The organism is Synechococcus sp. CCY9201 (assembly GCF_034931105.1).
Classification (GTDB): domain Bacteria; phylum Cyanobacteriota; class Cyanobacteriia; order PCC-6307; family Cyanobiaceae; genus CBW1002.
Genome location: NZ_JAYGIC010000048.1, coordinates 1 through 15818 on the forward strand (window position 1 = coordinate 1; position 15818 = coordinate 15818).

General features: G+C 68.5%; 20 protein-coding genes and 1 pseudogene. 6 read left to right on the plus strand and 15 right to left on the minus strand.

Features of this window, described 5'->3' with window-relative positions; all coding sequences use genetic code 11:
- The coding region (cbiT, locus tag VB716_RS04595; protein WP_323269866.1) for a precorrin-6Y C5,15-methyltransferase (decarboxylating) subunit CbiT at window positions 1-756 on the plus strand (756 nt) is incomplete at its 5' end.
- On the opposite strand, the gene VB716_RS04600 is transcribed toward cbiT, so the two are convergent.
- The 11 genes from VB716_RS04600 to pheS form a co-directional block, all read right to left on the minus strand.
- A complete protein-coding gene (locus VB716_RS04600; RefSeq protein ID WP_197169659.1) occupies window positions 738-1397 on the minus strand; it encodes a Na(+)/H(+) antiporter subunit B in 660 nt (219 codons plus the stop codon). The two genes, cbiT and VB716_RS04600, sit on opposite strands and share 19 nt — an antisense overlap.
- Window positions 1394-1918 (minus strand): hydrogenase subunit MbhD domain-containing protein, encoded by a 525-nt coding sequence (locus tag VB716_RS04605; RefSeq protein WP_197169658.1) that lies wholly within the window; start codon window positions 1916-1918, stop codon window positions 1394-1396. Before VB716_RS04605 ends, VB716_RS04600 begins: the two co-directional genes overlap by 4 nt.
- The gene (locus VB716_RS04610) at window positions 1915-2241 is read right to left on the minus strand and encodes a monovalent cation/H(+) antiporter subunit G (RefSeq protein WP_197153854.1); all 327 of its coding nucleotides are present in this window, start codon (window positions 2239-2241) and stop codon (window positions 1915-1917) included. Before VB716_RS04610 ends, VB716_RS04605 begins: the two co-directional genes overlap by 4 nt.
- Window positions 2241-2486: a hypothetical protein gene (locus VB716_RS04615; RefSeq protein WP_197153853.1), complete on the minus strand. Its 246-nt coding sequence runs from the start codon at window positions 2484-2486 to the stop codon at window positions 2241-2243. Before VB716_RS04615 ends, VB716_RS04610 begins: the two co-directional genes overlap by 1 nt.
- On the minus strand, window positions 2483-2890 hold the full coding sequence (locus tag VB716_RS04620; RefSeq protein WP_231597746.1) for a Na+/H+ antiporter subunit E: 408 nt from the start codon (window positions 2888-2890) through the stop codon (window positions 2483-2485). The genes VB716_RS04615 and VB716_RS04620 overlap by 4 nt, the downstream gene beginning before the upstream one ends.
- 20 nt (window positions 2891-2910) lie before the next feature.
- Window positions 2911-4467 (minus strand): proton-conducting transporter membrane subunit, encoded by a 1557-nt coding sequence (locus VB716_RS04625; protein ID WP_322757503.1) that lies wholly within the window; start codon window positions 4465-4467, stop codon window positions 2911-2913.
- Window positions 4464-4838: a cation:proton antiporter subunit C gene (locus VB716_RS04630; RefSeq protein ID WP_197169657.1), complete on the minus strand. Its 375-nt coding sequence runs from the start codon at window positions 4836-4838 to the stop codon at window positions 4464-4466. Before VB716_RS04630 ends, VB716_RS04625 begins: the two co-directional genes overlap by 4 nt.
- A 109-nt stretch (window positions 4839-4947) precedes the next feature.
- On the minus strand, window positions 4948-5454 hold the full coding sequence (locus VB716_RS04635) for a DUF192 domain-containing protein (protein ID WP_197169656.1): 507 nt from the start codon (window positions 5452-5454) through the stop codon (window positions 4948-4950).
- Between the two features lie 44 nt (window positions 5455-5498).
- Complete coding sequence (locus tag VB716_RS04640) at window positions 5499-6158, minus strand: response regulator transcription factor (RefSeq protein ID WP_322757504.1); 660 nt, start codon at window positions 6156-6158, stop codon at window positions 5499-5501.
- Window positions 6155-7078: an NAD(+) kinase gene (locus VB716_RS04645; RefSeq protein WP_197169654.1), complete on the minus strand. Its 924-nt coding sequence runs from the start codon at window positions 7076-7078 to the stop codon at window positions 6155-6157. Before VB716_RS04645 ends, VB716_RS04640 begins: the two co-directional genes overlap by 4 nt.
- Window positions 7079-7219: 141 nt before the next feature.
- Complete coding sequence (gene pheS, locus VB716_RS04650; RefSeq protein WP_197153848.1) at window positions 7220-8227, minus strand: phenylalanine--tRNA ligase subunit alpha; 1008 nt, start codon at window positions 8225-8227, stop codon at window positions 7220-7222.
- 89 nt (window positions 8228-8316) lie between these two features.
- Here pheS and surE point away from each other — a divergent pair, with 89 nt between their 5' ends.
- Entirely contained in the window at window positions 8317-9132 is an 816-nt protein-coding gene (gene surE, locus VB716_RS04655) for a 5'/3'-nucleotidase SurE (RefSeq protein WP_322757505.1), read from the plus strand.
- 44 nt (window positions 9133-9176) lie between these two features.
- Here the strand turns inward: surE and VB716_RS04660 are convergent, their stop codons facing one another.
- Complete coding sequence (locus tag VB716_RS04660) at window positions 9177-9749, minus strand: DUF3611 family protein (RefSeq protein WP_197153846.1); 573 nt, start codon at window positions 9747-9749, stop codon at window positions 9177-9179.
- Between the two features lie 100 nt (window positions 9750-9849).
- On the opposite strand from VB716_RS04660, the pseudogene VB716_RS04665 reads away from it, so the two are divergent.
- The 4 genes and pseudogenes from VB716_RS04665 to VB716_RS04680 form a co-directional block, all read left to right on the plus strand.
- Window positions 9850-10842 (plus strand): annotated as a pseudogene (locus VB716_RS04665) (bifunctional riboflavin kinase/FAD synthetase); the annotation flags it as partial.
- Window positions 10843-11048: 206 nt separating this feature from the next.
- The gene (locus tag VB716_RS04670; protein ID WP_322757506.1) at window positions 11049-12206 is read left to right on the plus strand and encodes a thiamine phosphate synthase; all 1158 of its coding nucleotides are present in this window, start codon (window positions 11049-11051) and stop codon (window positions 12204-12206) included.
- Window positions 12203-12436: a sulfur carrier protein ThiS gene (thiS, locus tag VB716_RS04675; protein ID WP_197153843.1), complete on the plus strand. Its 234-nt coding sequence runs from the start codon at window positions 12203-12205 to the stop codon at window positions 12434-12436. The genes VB716_RS04670 and thiS overlap by 4 nt, the downstream gene beginning before the upstream one ends.
- Window positions 12437-12522: 86 nt before the next feature.
- Window positions 12523-13458 (plus strand): DUF1517 domain-containing protein, encoded by a 936-nt coding sequence (locus VB716_RS04680; protein ID WP_197159119.1) that lies wholly within the window; start codon window positions 12523-12525, stop codon window positions 13456-13458.
- On the opposite strand, the gene larB is transcribed toward VB716_RS04680, so the two are convergent.
- The 3 genes from larB to trmD are packed head-to-tail and all read right to left on the minus strand — an operon-like array spanning window position 13427 to window position 15809.
- Complete coding sequence (gene larB, locus VB716_RS04685; RefSeq protein WP_322757507.1) at window positions 13427-14140, minus strand: nickel pincer cofactor biosynthesis protein LarB; 714 nt, start codon at window positions 14138-14140, stop codon at window positions 13427-13429. The two genes, VB716_RS04680 and larB, sit on opposite strands and share 32 nt — an antisense overlap.
- Window positions 14137-14589: a TIGR03792 family protein gene (locus VB716_RS04690; RefSeq protein WP_197153841.1), complete on the minus strand. Its 453-nt coding sequence runs from the start codon at window positions 14587-14589 to the stop codon at window positions 14137-14139. The genes larB and VB716_RS04690 overlap by 4 nt, the downstream gene beginning before the upstream one ends.
- Window positions 14589-15809: a tRNA (guanosine(37)-N1)-methyltransferase TrmD gene (gene trmD, locus VB716_RS04695; RefSeq protein ID WP_416238084.1), complete on the minus strand. Its 1221-nt coding sequence runs from the start codon at window positions 15807-15809 to the stop codon at window positions 14589-14591. The genes VB716_RS04690 and trmD overlap by 1 nt, the downstream gene beginning before the upstream one ends.
- Window positions 15810-15818: the final 9 nt, after the last annotated feature.

Here is a 15818-nt window from a genome sequence, read left to right on the forward strand (position 1 = left end):
GCGGCCTACGGCCTGTGGGTCTGCGAGCGGCTCGGGCATCCAGCCGAGCGGGTGCAGCGGCTGGCGCCTGCCGCGGCCCTGCCGGAGGATCTCGATCCGCTGCACCTGGTGGTGCTGCTCGCGGAGGCGCCGCCGCCGCCGGATCCGCTGGCGTTGCCCCTGTTCGGGCTGGCCGATGGGCTCTGGCTGCAGCACGACGACCGGCCGGGTCTGATGACCAAACGGGAGGTGCGCATCCAGCTGCTGGCCGATCTGGAGTTGCCGACCAGCGGTGTGCTCTGGGACCTGGGGGCGGGGGTGGGCACGATCGGACTGGAGGCGCTGCGGCTGCGGCCGGCTCTGCAGCTCTGGGCCGTGGAGAGCCGCAGTGGATCCAGCGCCTTGATCGAAGCCAACGCGGCACGGCTAGGCGTCCGACCGGCCGCCATCCTCGAAGGCCGAGCGCCGGCGGTGCTGGAACAGCTGCCCGATCCCGATCGGGTGCTGATCGGCGGCGGCGGCCGAGATCGCGGTCCGATCCTCGAGGCTGTGATGGGGCGCCTGCGGCCCGGCGGCAGAGTGGTGCTTCCCCTGGCGACCCTGGAAGCCCTGGCGGACCTGCGGCCCCGGCTGGAGCAGGCCGGTTTCTGCCTCAGCGTCAGCCAGCATCAGGCCTGGCGCGGCGCTCCCCTGGCCGAGGGCACCCGCCTGGCGCCGCTCAATCCAGTGCTGGTGCTGACCGGAGTCAAGCCCGCCCTTCAGAGCAAACCGCGGTAACGAACGAAGAGCTGCACCATCGCCCAGGAGCCCAGCGTCACCTTGAGGGCGACCAGAATATTGAGCAGGGGAATCCAGCCACCGCTGGCGAGGCTGCCGAAAGCCCCCTGCGGCGGCGCCAGGCCATCCAGGGCGAGGAACGCCAACAGCACGAAGGCGATCACGGCGGCCTTTTCCCAGAGATCGGCCCGGTAGCGCTTGTAAAGACGGTCGAAGGCGGCGGCGGATCCACTGATCAGCAGCAATCCGATCGCGGTGCCACCGGCGACCCCGGCGGCGAAGCCTCCTCCTGGGGAAAGATGGCCCCGCAGGGCGAGTTCCACCCCGATCAGGGCTGAGATCGTCGCTCCCAGGCGGCAGAGCGTCACCGATGGGGGGTCGTCGAGGGAGCGGACCCGTGCTGCGGCGACTTCGCCGGCAAGAACAAAGCGAACGCCGAGCGAGGCCAGGGTGAACACCACCACTTCGGCGACCGTGTCGTAGAGCCGGGTGTGGAGAATCACGCCCGACACAAGGTTGGGAACGCCGGTCTGGGAGGTGATGCCAGCCAGCAGGGAAGTCAGCGGCTCGGCCACGGGCAGGGGCGAGCTCAGGGGCGCCAGGCAGAGCGCGATCGCCGCCAGCAGGTAGAGCCAGGTCATGGCCGCGGCTCCAGCACCAGCTCACCGCCGTCGTCCTGCCAGCGCTGGAAGCCCTCGAGAGCCCGCAACTTCGCCGCCAGCTGGGGGTTGCCGAGTACCAGCCGTTGCCCCTGCTCGATGCGGCCGTGGCAGGGCATGGGTCCGCTGGCGCTGGCCTCAGACCTGGAGAGCAGGCGAAGACGAAGGTGCAGAGGCTCCAGCCAGGTGCGCAACAGCTGGATCCGCTCCTCCTGCAGGGGCTCGCCCTCGGGCACGGACAGCAGCAGCGCCATCGAGGAACGCAGGGCCACGGCGTAGAGCGTTGTCGAGAGCAAGGTGCCCACCAGTGCCTCAGTCAGGGCGACATCGGGAGCGCCGAGCAAGGCATAGAGCAGGGTGGCCACCGATCCCAGGATTCCGCGCAACACGAGGGTCTGGTAGGGGTTGGACTGGCTCACCAGCAGGATGGCGGTGAGTGGCAGCAGGGCCGTGATCGGCAGCAACAGATCGAGATCGCTGGCCAGGGTGAAGACCTGGTTCATCGCGGCTCCCCCTGCGGGTTGCGGGAGAAGCCCGTGGGCCTTCTGCGCGATTGGGAACAGGTCGCCAGCACATAGCCGAAAATCGTGTTCCACAGCATCAGTGCCAGCAGCCCCAGGGTGAGCAGCGGCCACTGCCGCGGAATGCGCAGCAGCAGACCCAGAAGCATCAGGGCCGAGCCGAGGGTGTCGGCCACCGAAAGGGCATGCAGCTTACGGGCATAGCTGGAGGTCTCCAGCAGGGGCCAGGTTCCCCAGAACCAGAACACCAGGCCGGTGCCGAGCAGCAGCAGGCTGGCGGTTTCGCTGATGGCAGCCAGGCCCATCACCGCTCCTCCCGCAGCAGATTGGCGAGCAGCAGCATGCCCGCATTGCCGGCGCTCAGCACGATCACCCCCACCAGGCCGAGCATCCAGTCGCTCCTCACCACCGAGACAACGAGGATGATCAGGGCCACCTTCGAGGCGATGCTCGCGAAGGCGGCCAGCCGGTGCCAGACGTCCTGCTGGCGGCAGGCAACGGCAATCGGAATCAGCAGGGCCAGCACCATGCCCCAGAGCAGCACGGTCATGGCGTCTCCTCGGCTGATGGCCTGAGCGTCTGCCGCCGGGGAAGCAAGGCATGGACGCGGTAATGCTGGCCATCGGGCTCCAACCCCAGGGCGATCGTGAACGGCGTGAGGGTGATGCGGAACACGTCCAGGAAAATCAGCAGCGGAATGCTTCGATTCGTCACCGGTTCCTGGATCAGACGCTCCTCCAGATCGACGGCCACCATCAGCCTCAGGGCCTCGCCGTAGGCCTGGGGGACGGCCGCCAGACTGAGCCAGAGGGCGCGCACCAACTCTCGCAGGGGCAGCGGCCGCGATCGGGCTCTCGGCAGAGCCAGGGCCACGGCCACACCGATCAGCAGATTGAGACGACCGAGATCGGCCGTGAGCAGGCACCAGAGCAGCAGCCGGAAGCCGGTGCTCAAGAACAGGGGGAGGAGTCTTCTCATGGCTGCAGCGCCACCATCAGGGAGGCCCCGACAATCCCGACGCTGCCGACAAGATCCTGGAAACGTTCCAGGTCTGGCAGCCTCAGCTGGCCCAGTCGGCGCAGCGGCTCCAGGGTGCGGTGGACGATCAGGGCCGCCAGCAGAACCAGGGCGGTCTTGGCGGCACCCTTGAGGATCGAGCTGGACAGATCAGCCATCGAGGCTGTCGAACCAACCAAGGAGGCCGACCCACCCCACCCGGCGATGGGCAGAAGCACAGTCAACAGCAGCAAGGCCGCCAGCAACAGAACGACCCCGGCAGACCAGGAGGCCCCCGATCGGGCTTGCTCCAGCGCGGCGTCCGGTGCGGCTGGATCATGGGGAAGAGCCGCTGACAAGGGGGTGCCCCAGAGGCGGACATAGACCGCTGCTGTGCCCACCATCAGCACCGTGGTGACCAGGGCCGTTGGCCCGGCAATCGCCTCGTCCAGCTGTTGCTTGGCGAGGTATCCGAGCAAGGGCGGCGCCCCCACGATCGAGAGGGACGCGATCCACAGGGGCCAGGCGACTGCAGCCGGCAGGGGCCGACTGACCCAACCCAGCAGCTGGCGGCTGGGGAAACGCCGTGCCAACAGGAAGAGAGTGGCCTTGGCCAACCCATGGGCCAGGGCATACAGACCAGCTGCGGCCGGCACCAGAACCACAAAGCCCACCTGGGAGAGGGTGCTCCAGGCCAGCAGGCGCTTCGCATCGGTCTCCACCAGCGCGAACAGGATGCCGAGGGCCGCACTGGCCAGGCCGACCGGGACCATCACGGCCGAAAGCGATGGCACGACATCCATCAGACGCACCAGGGGGCAAAGTCCGCCGGCGACGACTACGCCGGAGAGCAGGGCAGACACCTCAGCCGGCGACTCGGCATGGGTGCGCGGTAGCCACAGGCCCGAGAGGAACAGACCGGATTTGGTGAACAGGCCCACCAGCAGCAGGGCCAGGGCACCACCACCGCTGGTGAGGGCCACCGCTTCGAAGCGGAAGCTGCCCTGCTGGAGATAGATCACCGCGGCACCGATCAGATACAGGGTCATCACCGTGTTGCCGATCAGCAGATAGCGAAGCCCCACCCAGAGGCAACGATCCGATCGGCTCGTGAGCACGAGCAGGAAGGCACTGACCCCCACCACCTCCAGGCAGACATACAGGCTGATCAGATCAACGCTGACGAACGCTGAATTGAGGCCGCCCTGCAGCACCATCATCAGCAGCAGAAACGGCCCTGTGCTCGGCCGTTGCCAGCCATCCAGCAGCACCGCGCCGCAGACCAGGGCATTGAGCAACAGGAAGGGAACAGCCAGGGCATCGGGCGCCAGCGCGACCCCTTCAGGGCCAAGAAGCAGGAGCGTGGCCGGCATGGCCTGAAGCCCAATCGCCGCGGCGATGGCAGCAGTGGCCAGCACACAGCCCAGGGCCAGCCAGCGAGCCAGTGCCGGCAGCAGGGCGGCCAGGAAAGCCGCCAGGAACGGCAGCAGCAGCCATGCGGTCAGGATCGTTTCAGGGGAGAGGGCAGCGATCACTGCGTCTCCTTGATGTCGAAGCTGGCCAGATCGAGGCAGGGATCGCGCAGGGAGAGACGCGAGATCACCACCAGCAGCAGGGCCTGGATCGACAGGCCGATCACGATGGCCGTGAGGATCACCGCCTGCGGGATCGGATCGGCCCAGGCCGACACCCCCAGCGCCTGGATGGCCCCATCCGGCGTTCGTCCGAGGATGGGGCTGCGCAGGCCCGAGCGGGCTGCCAACAGCACAAACAGCGCCACAACGGCACTGCCCATCACATCCATGGCGAGAACCTTGAGGAAGAGGTTGCGCCGCAGCAGCAAGCCAACCAGTCCGGCCAGCACGGCCAGGAGAATCAGAAGTTCCAGAAGCCGGAAGGCTTCCATGCGATCAGGTGGCCCGGGGGACAGCCGGGACGGAAGCGGAACAGTAGCGATCCCGGCTGAAAACGGACTGGGGCAGCCGGTGACACCTGATTGCTGCCACGGAGGGCGACTAGGGAGACAAGGAAGGTCCAGAGGGAAGGGGCTCCAGCTGGACGCGGGTCCCGATCACAATGGCCTGGGCTTCCGCCTGGCCCGCCGCCAGCTCGATCACCCCGTCCACCGCCTGGTCGGGGCCGTAGCTCCGGCAGGGAAGATGGGGGCAGGGTTGCGTGTTGGTCTCGATCGCGATCACCTGGCCATCACGCACGAAGAGCATGTCCAGCGGTTCGGGCGTGCGGTGCATCCAGAAGCGGGCCAGGGCCGGGGGGTCGTAGGGGAACCACATGCCCCGCAGGGGCGGCAAGGGGGGACGCAGCTGCAGGCCGAGGGCCTGCTCGCGGGGAGCATCAGCCACCTCCAGGTCGATGCAGCGATCGGCCTCCAGGCACCAGCGAGCCTCGATCGGCAGAAACTGCGGCGCAGCCTTGGGGGCGGAATCCGTTGCAGGGGGGCGGGTGGTGGCTGGGGGATCAGTGCCAGCCCGGGCACACCCAGCGGCCAGCACCAACACCGTCATTCCGATCAGGCGAAGTCCACGCAGGGAGTGTTCTCGGTGGATGCTCATCCACGGCCCTCCAGCGTCGGCAGGCGCTCGGCGAGACAGTAGCCACGGCCCCGCACGGTGTGGATCAGGCGCCGCTCGCCACCCTCTTCCAGTTTCTGGCGCAGATAGCGCACGTACACCTCAATCACGTTGCTGGCCGTGGCCTGCTGGTCGTCCCAGACCTCCCGCAGGATCTCCTCGCGGCTCACCACCTCCCCGGCATGGCGCAGCAGCAGCAGCAGCAGCTGGTATTCCCGCGCCGTCAGAGCAACGGACCGGTTGCCGCGTTTCACCTGACGGCCGCTGGGGTTGACCCGCAGGTCGGCCACCTGCAGCACCGGCAAGGGCGTCGTGCTGCGGGTGGCCAGCTGCAGATGGAGCCGCAGGCGGGTGAGCAGATCACTGGGTGGACTGCTGGAGAGCCAGTAGTCGTCGGCGCCGGCGGTGAGGCAGCGGGAACGGCCTTCCACCGAATCCGTTGCGATATCCAGCAACACCGGGATCGGACCCCAGCGGCGCCGCAGCTCCTGGATCTGGGGGGCCTGATCGGAGGAGAGCAGGGCCGCGTCCACGTTGGAATCGTGATCCAGGGCGGTGAGGGGCTGATAGCCCGAGGCCGCCAGCCGCTCCGCTAGGGCCACCGCTTCAGGACCCAGCAGCAGAACGGCGGAGCTCATCGTCCCTGCTCCGGTGCCGACCCCGGCTTGGCGACGTGGGGTAAACCCCAGCCCAGCTTGTTGCGCAACACCTGGAAGAACTCGTGGTCGGCCAGCCGAACAAAGCGCACCGGATGGTCGCTGCGACGGATCAGCACGCGATCTTCCGGCCACACATAGCAGCCGGCGCTGCCGTCCACCACCATCATCAAGCGCTCCGGTGTGGCTGGAAACACGGTCACCGGCTCCCGATCGTTGAACACCAGGGCGCGGGAGGCCAGGGAATGGGGTGCGATCGGCGTCAGCTGCAGCACCGGGCAGTCCGGCGTGATCACGGGGCCACCGGCGCTGAGCGCATAGGCCGTGGAGCCGGTGGGTGAGGAGAGGATCACGCCATCGGCGGCGATGTCCACCGGCGCATGGCGGCCGATCGCAATCTCGAAGTGGCACATGCTGGTGAGTGGTTCGCGGTGCAGGGCCATCTCGTTGAGGCAGAGCACCTCCCAGCGCCGCTGCTCACCGCGCATCACACTCACCACCAGCAGAGTGCGCTCCTCCACCGTCCAGCGGCGTTCGATCACCTGCTCGATCACGGCATCGAGGTCCTTGAGGTAGGCCTCGGCCAGGAAGCCGAGGTGTCCCGTGTTGATCGTCAGGATCGGCACGCCGATCGGCGCGGTCTGGCGCGCCGCCGAGAGCACGGTGCCATCGCCCCCGAGCACCACGGCCAGCTCCATGTCCGCGTTGAAGAGGGGCGGAACGCAGGCCGCATAGCCGAGGCTGCGCAGGTGCTGGTCGGGGTTGGCGAAGCCCACCATGCCGCCGGAACTGCTCACCCGCACCACCTCGAAGCCACCGTTCTGGAGGCGCTCTTCGATGGCGTTGGCCGTGGTGATGGCCAGGTCCTTGCCGTCGTTGACGATCAGTCCGACCCGGGGCACCGATCGCAGGCAAGTGGCAAGCCGAGTTTATGGGCGCCGTCCGGCCGCTGACGGGCCCCGTTCACAAGGCGCAGCCGCCCCCTCAGCCGGCCGAGCCACTGTTGCCTCAGAAAGGGCAGAGCACCGGATCAAGGCAACGGCTCAGAACTGCTCAAGGAAGCGGAGGTCGCTGGTGAACAGTCGGCGGATGTCGTCGATGCCGTGGCGCACCATGCAGAAGCGCTCGACCCCCAGGCCGGCGGCGAAACCGCTCCAACGCTCCGGGTCGAGACCCAGACCCTGCAGCACCGCAGGGTCGACCATGCCACACCCCATCACTTCCAGCCAGCGGCCCCGCCATTGCACATCCACCTCGGCGGAGGGCTCGGTGAAGGGGAAGTAGCTGGCCCGGAAGCGCACCGGCAGATCGCCGAAGAACTGCTGCAGGAAGGTGGTCACGGTGCCGCGCAGGTGGCTGAAATCCAGCCCCTCGTCGATCGCCAGCACCTCCACCTGGTGGAACACCGGCGAGTGGGTGGCATCCACGGCATCGCGGCGATAGACGCGGCCGGGGGCCACGATCCGCACCGGCGGTGGGTTGTTCTCAAGGTGACGGATCTGCACCGGTGAGGTGTGGGTGCGCAGCAGACGGTCGCCGGGCAGATAGAAGGTGTCCTGCATGTCCCGGGCCGGGTGGTGCTCCGGAATGTTCAGGGCGGTGAAGTTGTAATAGTCGGTCTCGATTTCGGGGCCTTCCGACACCCGGTAGCCCAGCCCGGCGAACAGGTCGACGATCTCCTCCACGGTGGCGATCAGGGGATGGCGATGGCCCGGCGGCACAAAGCTGCACGGGGCGGTGACATCCAGCGTCTCCTGGGCGATCCGTTCGGCCAGGGCGGCCCCCTTCACCGCCTGCAGCCGCTCGGCCATCAGGCCCTGCACCTGCTCCTTGAGCCGGTTGGCGCGCTGACCCACCAGCGGACGCTCCGGAGCGGGCAGCTTGCCCATGGCCCCCAGCACCCCTGACAGGCGTCCTTTTTTCCCCAGCAGACCGACCCGCAGCTCCTCGAGAGCCTCGGCGCTGGCGGCCGAGGCAATGGCGTCGGCCGCCTCCGCCTCGAGCCGATCGAGCTGGCCTACGAGCTCCTGCAGGCTGACGGGGGCGCTCACGGCAGTCACGGCACGGGTGATGGGGATGGCCGACTGTAAGGAGGCACCCTGTTTAGGTTGCCAGCAGCCACAGCAGCCAGAGCACACCGATGGCACCGCTCCGGATCCTGATCAGCAACGACGACGGGGTCTTCGCCGGCGGCATCCGTACCCTCGCCGCGGCAGCGGCGCAACGGGGGCACCAGGTCACGGTGGTGTGCCCGGACCAGGAGCGCTCCGCCACCGGCCATGGCCTCACCCTTCAGACCCCCATCCGGGCGGAACGGGCCGATGAACTCTTCGCCGAGGGGATCACCGCCTGGGCCTGCAGCGGCACCCCCAGCGACTGCGTCAAGCTCGCCCTGTTCAGCCTGCTGGATCAGTGGCCCGATCTGGTGCTGTCGGGCATCAACCACGGCCCGAACCTCGGCACCGATGTGCTGTACTCGGGCACCGTCAGTGCGGCCATGGAGGGCACGATCGAGGGCCTGCCCGCCCTGGCGGTGAGCAGCGCTGATTTCCAGTGGCGCCAGTTCGAACCCGCCGCCGAACTGGCCCTGGACGTGGTCGAGGCAATGCTGGCAGACGGCTGGCCCCAGGGATCCCTGCTCAACCTCAATGTGCCGGCGCTGCCGCCGGAGCGGATCGGAGCGCTGCGCTGGTGCCGCACCGCCGTGCGCCGCTACACCGATCAGTTCGACAAGCGCATCGATCCCCGCGGCCGCACCTATTACTGGCTGGCAGGTGAGGTGGCCAACGATCTGGAGGCCACGGCGGCGGGGCCGGGCGAGTGGCCGACGGACGTGGCCCATGTGGCCGAGGGGGGCGCGTCACTGACGCCCCTGCAACCCGAGCTGTTCTGGCGTGGTGATGCCATAGCCCTGCCGCCCTGCGAGAGCCTGCGGCCCAGCCGCAAGCTCGACTGAACCCTCCTGGTGAGACCGTGCCGCCGTGCGGGGTCACCTGCCGTTCAGGCCGTGCGGGAGATGCGCTGCAGCATCCAGAGGGTGAAGATCAGGCCGATCAGATGGGCGAACAGCACCTGGGTGTTGCTCAGCACCGAGAGCATTTCCAGGGAGGTGATCGGATAGTTCGTGATCCGCCCATTCGGGGTGCTCATCACCCCGCCGAAGGCGAAACCCGCCTGCATCGAGGCCTGCACGAACAGACTGCCCGCCAGGGCCTGATAGCCCACCGCCGCCAGGGTGAGTCCGACCAGATCGGCCAGCAGCCCGCGTTTGATCAGACGGGCGGTTTCGCCGCGGCTGGGCCGCACCGGACTGGCCAGGGCGCGGCCGCAGCGCACGATCAACCAGCCTTGCCAGAGGCTGAACAGCAATGCAAAGAACGACAGCGTGGTCAGGGAGAGGCCGGGCCCCAGGCCCAGGGCCTTGTCGGCGCGGGCCGCGATCTGACCGCCGATGTTGTTGAACAGCAGCACCCCCACCACCACGACCCCCAGCACCAGCTGGGTCCAGAAGCGCACCCAGCCCACCCGCCGCAGGGCCGCGGAGATGCGCTGGAGATCAAGAGGGTCGGCCATGGAGCGGCACCGAAGCTCCCCAAACTTGCCATGGGAAGATCAGCCCCTGTCCTGGAATCGGCCCTGTCGCCCTGCCCCCACGTTCCGGACGCCTGACGCATTGATCCCTCTGCGATCCCCCCAGGACGCCTTTCGTCCTTCCAGCATCGCCCTGGGCAGCTTTGACGGCCTGCATCAGGGCCACCGACGGGTGATCGCGGCGATCACAGGCCAGAACTGCCCCAGTGGCTGCACCCCCACGGTGGTGAGCTTCTGGCCCCATCCTCGGGAGGTGCTCCATGGCGACACCCGCCTGAGGCTGGACCTGCCCGCCGAGAAGCTCGCCCTGCTCCAGCCCCTGGCGGTCAGACAGCTGGTGTTGATTCCGTTTGATCGCGCTCTGGCAAGCCTCAGTCCTGAAGCTTTTGTCGAGCAGGTGCTGGTCGATCAGCTGCAGGCGCGCCGGATCGCGGTGGGGGACAACTTCCGCTTCGGGGCGGGCCGCCGCGGCGACGCCCAGGACCTGGCCCGGATCGCCGCCGGGCATGGTGTGGCGGTGGCGGTGCTGCCGATGCTCTGGGATGGCAGCGAGCGCGTGAGCAGCAGCCGCATCCGCCGGGCTCTGGCGGCCGGAGAGCTCGACGAAGCCCGACGTCTGCTGGATCGTCCCTACCGCTTCTGCGGCCAGGTGGGCAGCGGCCGCGGTCTGGGGCGGACCCTGGGCTGGCCCACGGCCAATCTGCAGGTGGACGGGCGCAAGTTCCTGCCCGCCGAAGGGGTCTATGCCGCCTGGGCCTGGGCGCATCAGCCTGGCAGCGATCAGGCAGACGGCAACACAGGGGCATTGGCGGAGCGAGCTGCCAGAGCCGGGACAGAGGCCCCCAGGGAGGCGATGGCGGCGGTGATGAACCTGGGTCCCCAGCCCACGGTGGATCCCCAGGCCCCTTCCGCCGTGGAGGTGCACCTGCTGGATCGCCAGCTCAACCTCAACGGCCTCGCTCTGACGGTGGAGCCGTTGCGCCTGCTGCGCAGCCAATGCCGATTCAGTGGTCTGGAGGAACTGGTGGCGCAGATCGGCAGGGACGCTGACCAGGCACGTCAGATCTGCGCGGCGATCGTGCCCGACCCAGACCCCTGGAATGCTGATGGCTGAAGCTCTCAGCCGGCCGGATAGGCGTGGGTGAGCCCCCAGCCGATGAAGGCGGCGATGCCCCCCAGGAGCAGCACTCCAGACACCAGCACCAGCATCGGGTTGTCGCTGCCGCCCTGCTCCATCTCGACTGGTTCCTAGGCTCTCCCCACCCTACCCAGGTCGCACCCATGGCGGGTTCTCCCGCGCCGGATCAGGTGGCAATTCATCGCCTGATCGACGCCAACCTCGACCGGGCGCGCGAAGGCCTGCGGGTGCTCGAGGACTGGTGCCGTTTTGCCCTGGAACGCGGGGATCTGGTGGTCCGCACCAAGGACCTGCGCCATCGGCTGGGCCAGCGCCATGCCGATCACTACAAGCTGGCCCGCCGCACCGCGACCGATCCGTCCACGGGGCTGGGCCATCCCGCCCAGGAGCAGCGCCGCACCCCGGATCAGGTGATCGGTGCCAATGCGGCACGGGTGCAGGAGGCCCTGCGGGTGATCGAGGAATTCGCTCGCGCCGGCGATCCTGAGCTGGCCCAGGACGCTGCGGCGATCCGCTATCTCCTCTACGACCTGGAAGTGGAACTGCTCCAGGCCTCAGAGCCCACAGCCGACCCAGCTTCAGCCACAGCCCCAACTCCAGACGCAGCCGCTTCGCGGCGCCAGCGCCTCGCCGCTTGCAACCTCTATCTGGTCACCGCACCGGTGCCCGATCTCGCCGGTGTGGTGGAGGCCGCCCTGCGGGGTGGTGTGCGCCTGGTGCAGTACCGCGCCAAGGAGGGCACACCGGGGCTGGATGACCAGCGGCGCCTCCAGGAGGCCCAGGTTCTGTGTGACCTTTGCCGTCAGCACGGTGCCTTGTTCCTGGTGAATGACCGGATCGATCTGGCCCTGGCGGTGGAGGCCGATGGCGTCCATCTCGGCCAGGGCGATCTGCCGGTCCCCCTGGCTCGGCGGCTGCTGGGTCCGGAGCGGTTGATCGGGCGCAGCACCCATGCCCTTGAGCAGTTGGAGCAGGCCGTCGCTGACGGCTGCGACTACGTGGGGGTCGGTCCGGTGATGGCGACGCCCACCAAGCCCGGCCGCGAGCCCGTCGGGCTGGCCTACGTGCGTCAGGCGGCAGCCCAGAGTTCGATTCCCTTCTTCGCAATCGGGGGGCTCACGGCAGAGCATCTGCCCGCCGTCCTGGCCGCCGGTGCCCGTCGGGTGGCGGTGGTGCGGGCCGTGATCGAAGCGGAGGATCCGGCTGCCGCCGCCCGGCATCTGCTCGATCAGCTGGACGTGGGCGGGCCAGCCGACACCCATACTCATCGGGTCCTGAAGCACCAGGAGATCCCCTCGTGACCACGCCGCCGGAGCCCCAGGAGCTCATCCGGCTGCAGGTGAATGGCGAGGAGCGACGCTGCCCGGCCGGCCTCAATCTCGAGCAGGCCCTCGTCGCCCTCGGCTACCGGCCCCAGCTCGTGGTGGTGGAGCTCAATGGTGAGATCCTGCCGCGCCGGCAGTGGCCGGAGCACCGGGTCGTGGAAACCGATGGGCTGGAGGTCGTCACCATCGTGGGAGGCGGTTCCTAGATTCGTTTCACCCGCAAACGGCGTCCCTGGTGTTCTCCCCGCGACCAAACCAGCCCCTTCGGAGCAACAGACCCGGCCAACGCCCCCTGCGGCGATTGTTCAGCTGGCTGGCGATTCCCCTGCTCGTGGCGGGGCTGTTGCTGGCCCATCCGGATCCCAGCTGGGCCGCTAGAGGCGGCCGCATCGGCGGCGGCAGCTTCCGCTCTGCCCCCTCGGTGCCTCGCAGCTATGGCGGCGGCAATCTCGGCGGTGGCGGTTATCGCGGTGGGAGTTACGGCAGAGGTTTCGGCGGCGGCATCGGCTTTCCCTTCCTGATTCCGATCTTCGGCTTCGGCGGAGGGGGCCTGTTTGGTTTCCTGATCCTGATGGCGGTGGTCGGCGTTCTGCTCAACGCCGTCCGTGGCATGGGGAATGGCCCGAGCCTCGGCAGTGGCAACGGCGTTGCCTACCCGTCCCGCCCGGATGGTCCCGTCACGATCGCCCAGGTTCAGGTCGGTCTTCTGGCCACGGCTCGGCAACTGCAGCAGGATCTCCGCAGGCTGGCCGCCAGTGTGGATACGGGGACCAATGCTGGCTTGCAACGGGCCCTGCAGGAGACCACCCTGGCCCTGCTGCGCCATCCGGATCTCTGGGTCTATGCCCACAGCGATGTGGGTCAGGTGCCCTTTGCCAGCGCCGAATCCACGTTCAACCGCCTTTCCATGGCCGAGCGCAGCAAGTTGTCACGCGAGGTGACCAGCAATGTCGGCGGTCAGCGCCTCAGCGACAGCAGCATGACAGCTGGCGACAGCGACGCCACCAGTGATTTCATCGCCATCACCCTGTTGGTGGCAACCCGCACCAAGCTGGCGCTGAAGGGCTCCGATACCGCCGAGGACCTGCGCCAGACCTTTCAGAAGCTGGGTGCCGTGGGCATTGAAGATCTTCTGGCCCTCGAAGTGATCTGGCAGCCTGATGGTGCTGGCGACGTGCTCAGCACCGAGGAGCTGCTCACCGCCTATCCAGATCTGCAGCACCTCTGATCCGCAGGATGCGCAGCGCCGCCATAGCGGCGCCGTAGCCGTTGTCGATGTTGACGACGCTCATTCCTGGGGCGCAGCTGGCCAGCATGCCGTGCAGGGCTGCCATCCCTCCGGCGCTGACGCCGTAGCCCACCGAGACCGGCACACCGATCACCGGCTGCGGCAGCAACCCGGCCAGCACCGTGGGCAGGGCTCCTTCCATGCCGGCACAGGCGATCAGCACGGTCGCCTGTTGGAGCCGTTCCAGCTGGCTCTGCAGACGGTGCAGCCCGGCTACCCCGACATCCAGCACCAGCTCCACGGGCACGCCATGGCAGGCCAGGGCAAGGTGAGCCTCGGCCGCGACACCCAGGTCGCTGCTGCCACCGGTGAGAACGATCACGCGGCCGAGCTCCGGATCGGGCGGCGGCGGTGCCGGCAGGGTGAGGCAGCGGGCCTCTGGGTGGTGCAGCGGCCGGTCTGTCTCCTGGCCTTGGCCAACGAAGCTCTCCAGAATGGCCTCGGCTTTGTCGGGGGCCACGCGTGTCACCAGGGCCAGCTCGCCCTGGTCGTGGAATCGGCGCAGCAGGGTCACAATCTGCTCGGCGCTTTTGTGTTCCCCCCAGATCGCCTCCACCATGCCGAGGCGTCCGCGCCGCTCGAAGTCGAGGCGGGCCCAGATCTCGCTGCTGAGCCCGCTCATGGGCGCAGGATCTGCAGTTCGCCCTCCTGAACCAGTGGGAAGGGATTACCCGCGGCCTGTCCGGTGGCCGAGCGGGCCAGTTGCTCGAACTGCTCCTGTACCGCCTCCACCTCCTGGGGGGCGATCGCCTTCCACTGCTCGCGGCTGGCCCAGCGAATCAACAGCAGACCCTCCTCCCGCTCCTGATCCCAGAACAGATCACGGCCCAGGAACCCATCCTGTTGACGCAACCAGGGCTCCCAGCTGCCGCGCTCCGCCTCCAGCCAGGCCTGCTGGCCATCAGCCGGAACCTTGACGCGCAGCTGCTCCACGATCGCCACGTCATAGCCACCCTCGGGATCGGCGAAGGCGGCAATGCTGACCTGCGGATGGGAGCCCAGCAGCACGATGAGGAGCCCAATGGTGCTGAGGACCCTAAGGAGCCAGACACGGGGTCGGCGAGAGCCCATCAGCCGGCGCTGGGGCGCTGCAGCAGAGCCACCGCATGGCAGGCGATGCCCTCTTCACGGCCGGTGGGGCCGAGCTGTTCGTTGGTGGTGGCCTTGATGCCCACCTGGTCGGGATCCAGGCCCATGCAGGTGGCGATCGCGGCACGCATCGCCGTGATGTGGGGTTTGAGCTTCGGGCGCTCAGCCACCACCACCGCATCGACGTTGCCCACACGCCAGCCCCGCTCCGCCACCAGAGCCACCACCTGCTGGAGCAGCTGCAGGCTGTCGGCGCCCTTCCACTGCGGGTCGTCCGGCGGGAAATAAAGACCGATGTCCCCCAGGGACAGGGCACCGAGCAGGGCATCCATCAGGGCATGGACCAGCACGTCAGCGTCGCTGTGGCCGTCGAGGCCCAGGCCGGCTGGATGCTCCAGGGTCTGCCCCCCCAGGATCAGGGGGCGTCCTGGCACGAGGCGATGGATGTCGTAGCCGTTGCCGATCCGCAGCTGCATGGAGCGCCCATGGTGGCCGCCAGTCTGTCCTGCCGGAGCCTCCTGCACGGGCCAGCGGGCATGCAGATCCGGCCGCCGCGCGGCGGTGCGCTGCAGCTGTTGCTCAGCCCGCCAGCGGGCGATGGCGCCATGGTCGCCGCTGCGCAGCACGGCCGGCACGGCCATGCCGCGGAAGTCGGCCGGCCTGGTGTAGTGCGGATGCTCCAGCAGGAGGGTGCTGTGGCTTTCCTCCTCCAGGCAGGCCTCGGTGCCCACGGTGCCGGGCAGCAACCGCACCACCCCGTTGATGATCGTCGCCGCCGGCAGTTCGCCGCCGGTGAGCACGAAGTCGCCGATCGACACCTCTTCATCGGCCAGGCTGCGAATGCGCTCGTCGAAGCCTTCGTAGTGGCCGCAGAGGAACAGGAGCTGCTCGTAGTCGCTGGCCCAGCGGCGCAGATCGGCCTGGGTCAGCGGCTTGCCCTGGGGGCTCATCAGCAGCACCCGGCGCCGCGGCACAACCGGAATCGCCTCGACGGCCGCAAACACCGGCTCCGGCTTGAGCACCATGCCAGCCCCGCCTCCGTAGGGGATGTCATCGACCTTGCGGTACTTATCGGTGGCGAAATCCCTCGGGTTGTGAACGTGCAGCTCGGCGATGCCGGCCGCGAAGGCTCGCCCGATCACCCCCAGCCCCAACAGCGGCGCAAAGGCCTCCGGGGCCAGGCTGACCACATCGAGGCGCATGGCCATCGG

Excerpts from the sequence above, each read along its gene's own strand:
- VB716_RS04605 (WP_197169658.1), bottom strand. The coding sequence starts at position 1,918 with ATGAACCAGGTCTTCACCCTGGCCAGCGATCTCGATCTGTTGCTGCCG.
- VB716_RS04610 (WP_197153854.1), bottom strand. The coding sequence starts at position 2,241 with ATGGGCCTGGCTGCCATCAGCGAAACCGCCAGCCTGCTGCTGCTCGGC.
- VB716_RS04690 (WP_197153841.1), bottom strand. The coding sequence starts at position 14,589 with ATGGGCTCTCGCCGACCCCGTGTCTGGCTCCTTAGGGTCCTCAGCACC.
- VB716_RS04615 (WP_197153853.1), bottom strand. The coding sequence starts at position 2,486 with ATGACCGTGCTGCTCTGGGGCATGGTGCTGGCCCTGCTGATTCCGATT.
- VB716_RS04635 (WP_197169656.1), bottom strand. The coding sequence starts at position 5,454 with ATGACGGTGTTGGTGCTGGCCGCTGGGTGTGCCCGGGCTGGCACTGAT.
- VB716_RS04640 (WP_322757504.1), bottom strand. The coding sequence starts at position 6,158 with ATGAGCTCCGCCGTTCTGCTGCTGGGTCCTGAAGCGGTGGCCCTAGCG.
- VB716_RS04630 (WP_197169657.1), bottom strand. The coding sequence starts at position 4,838 with ATGGAAGCCTTCCGGCTTCTGGAACTTCTGATTCTCCTGGCCGTGCTG.
- surE (WP_322757505.1), top strand. The coding sequence starts at position 8,317 with ATGGCACCGCTCCGGATCCTGATCAGCAACGACGACGGGGTCTTCGCC.
- VB716_RS04600 (WP_197169659.1), bottom strand. The coding sequence starts at position 1,397 with ATGACCTGGCTCTACCTGCTGGCGGCGATCGCGCTCTGCCTGGCGCCC.
- VB716_RS04670 (WP_322757506.1), top strand. The coding sequence starts at position 11,049 with ATGGCGGGTTCTCCCGCGCCGGATCAGGTGGCAATTCATCGCCTGATC.
- VB716_RS04660 (WP_197153846.1), bottom strand. The coding sequence starts at position 9,749 with ATGGCCGACCCTCTTGATCTCCAGCGCATCTCCGCGGCCCTGCGGCGG.
- larB (WP_322757507.1), bottom strand. The coding sequence starts at position 14,140 with ATGAGCGGGCTCAGCAGCGAGATCTGGGCCCGCCTCGACTTCGAGCGG.
- trmD (WP_416238084.1), bottom strand. The coding sequence starts at position 15,809 with ATGCGCCTCGATGTGGTCAGCCTGGCCCCGGAGGCCTTTGCGCCGCTG.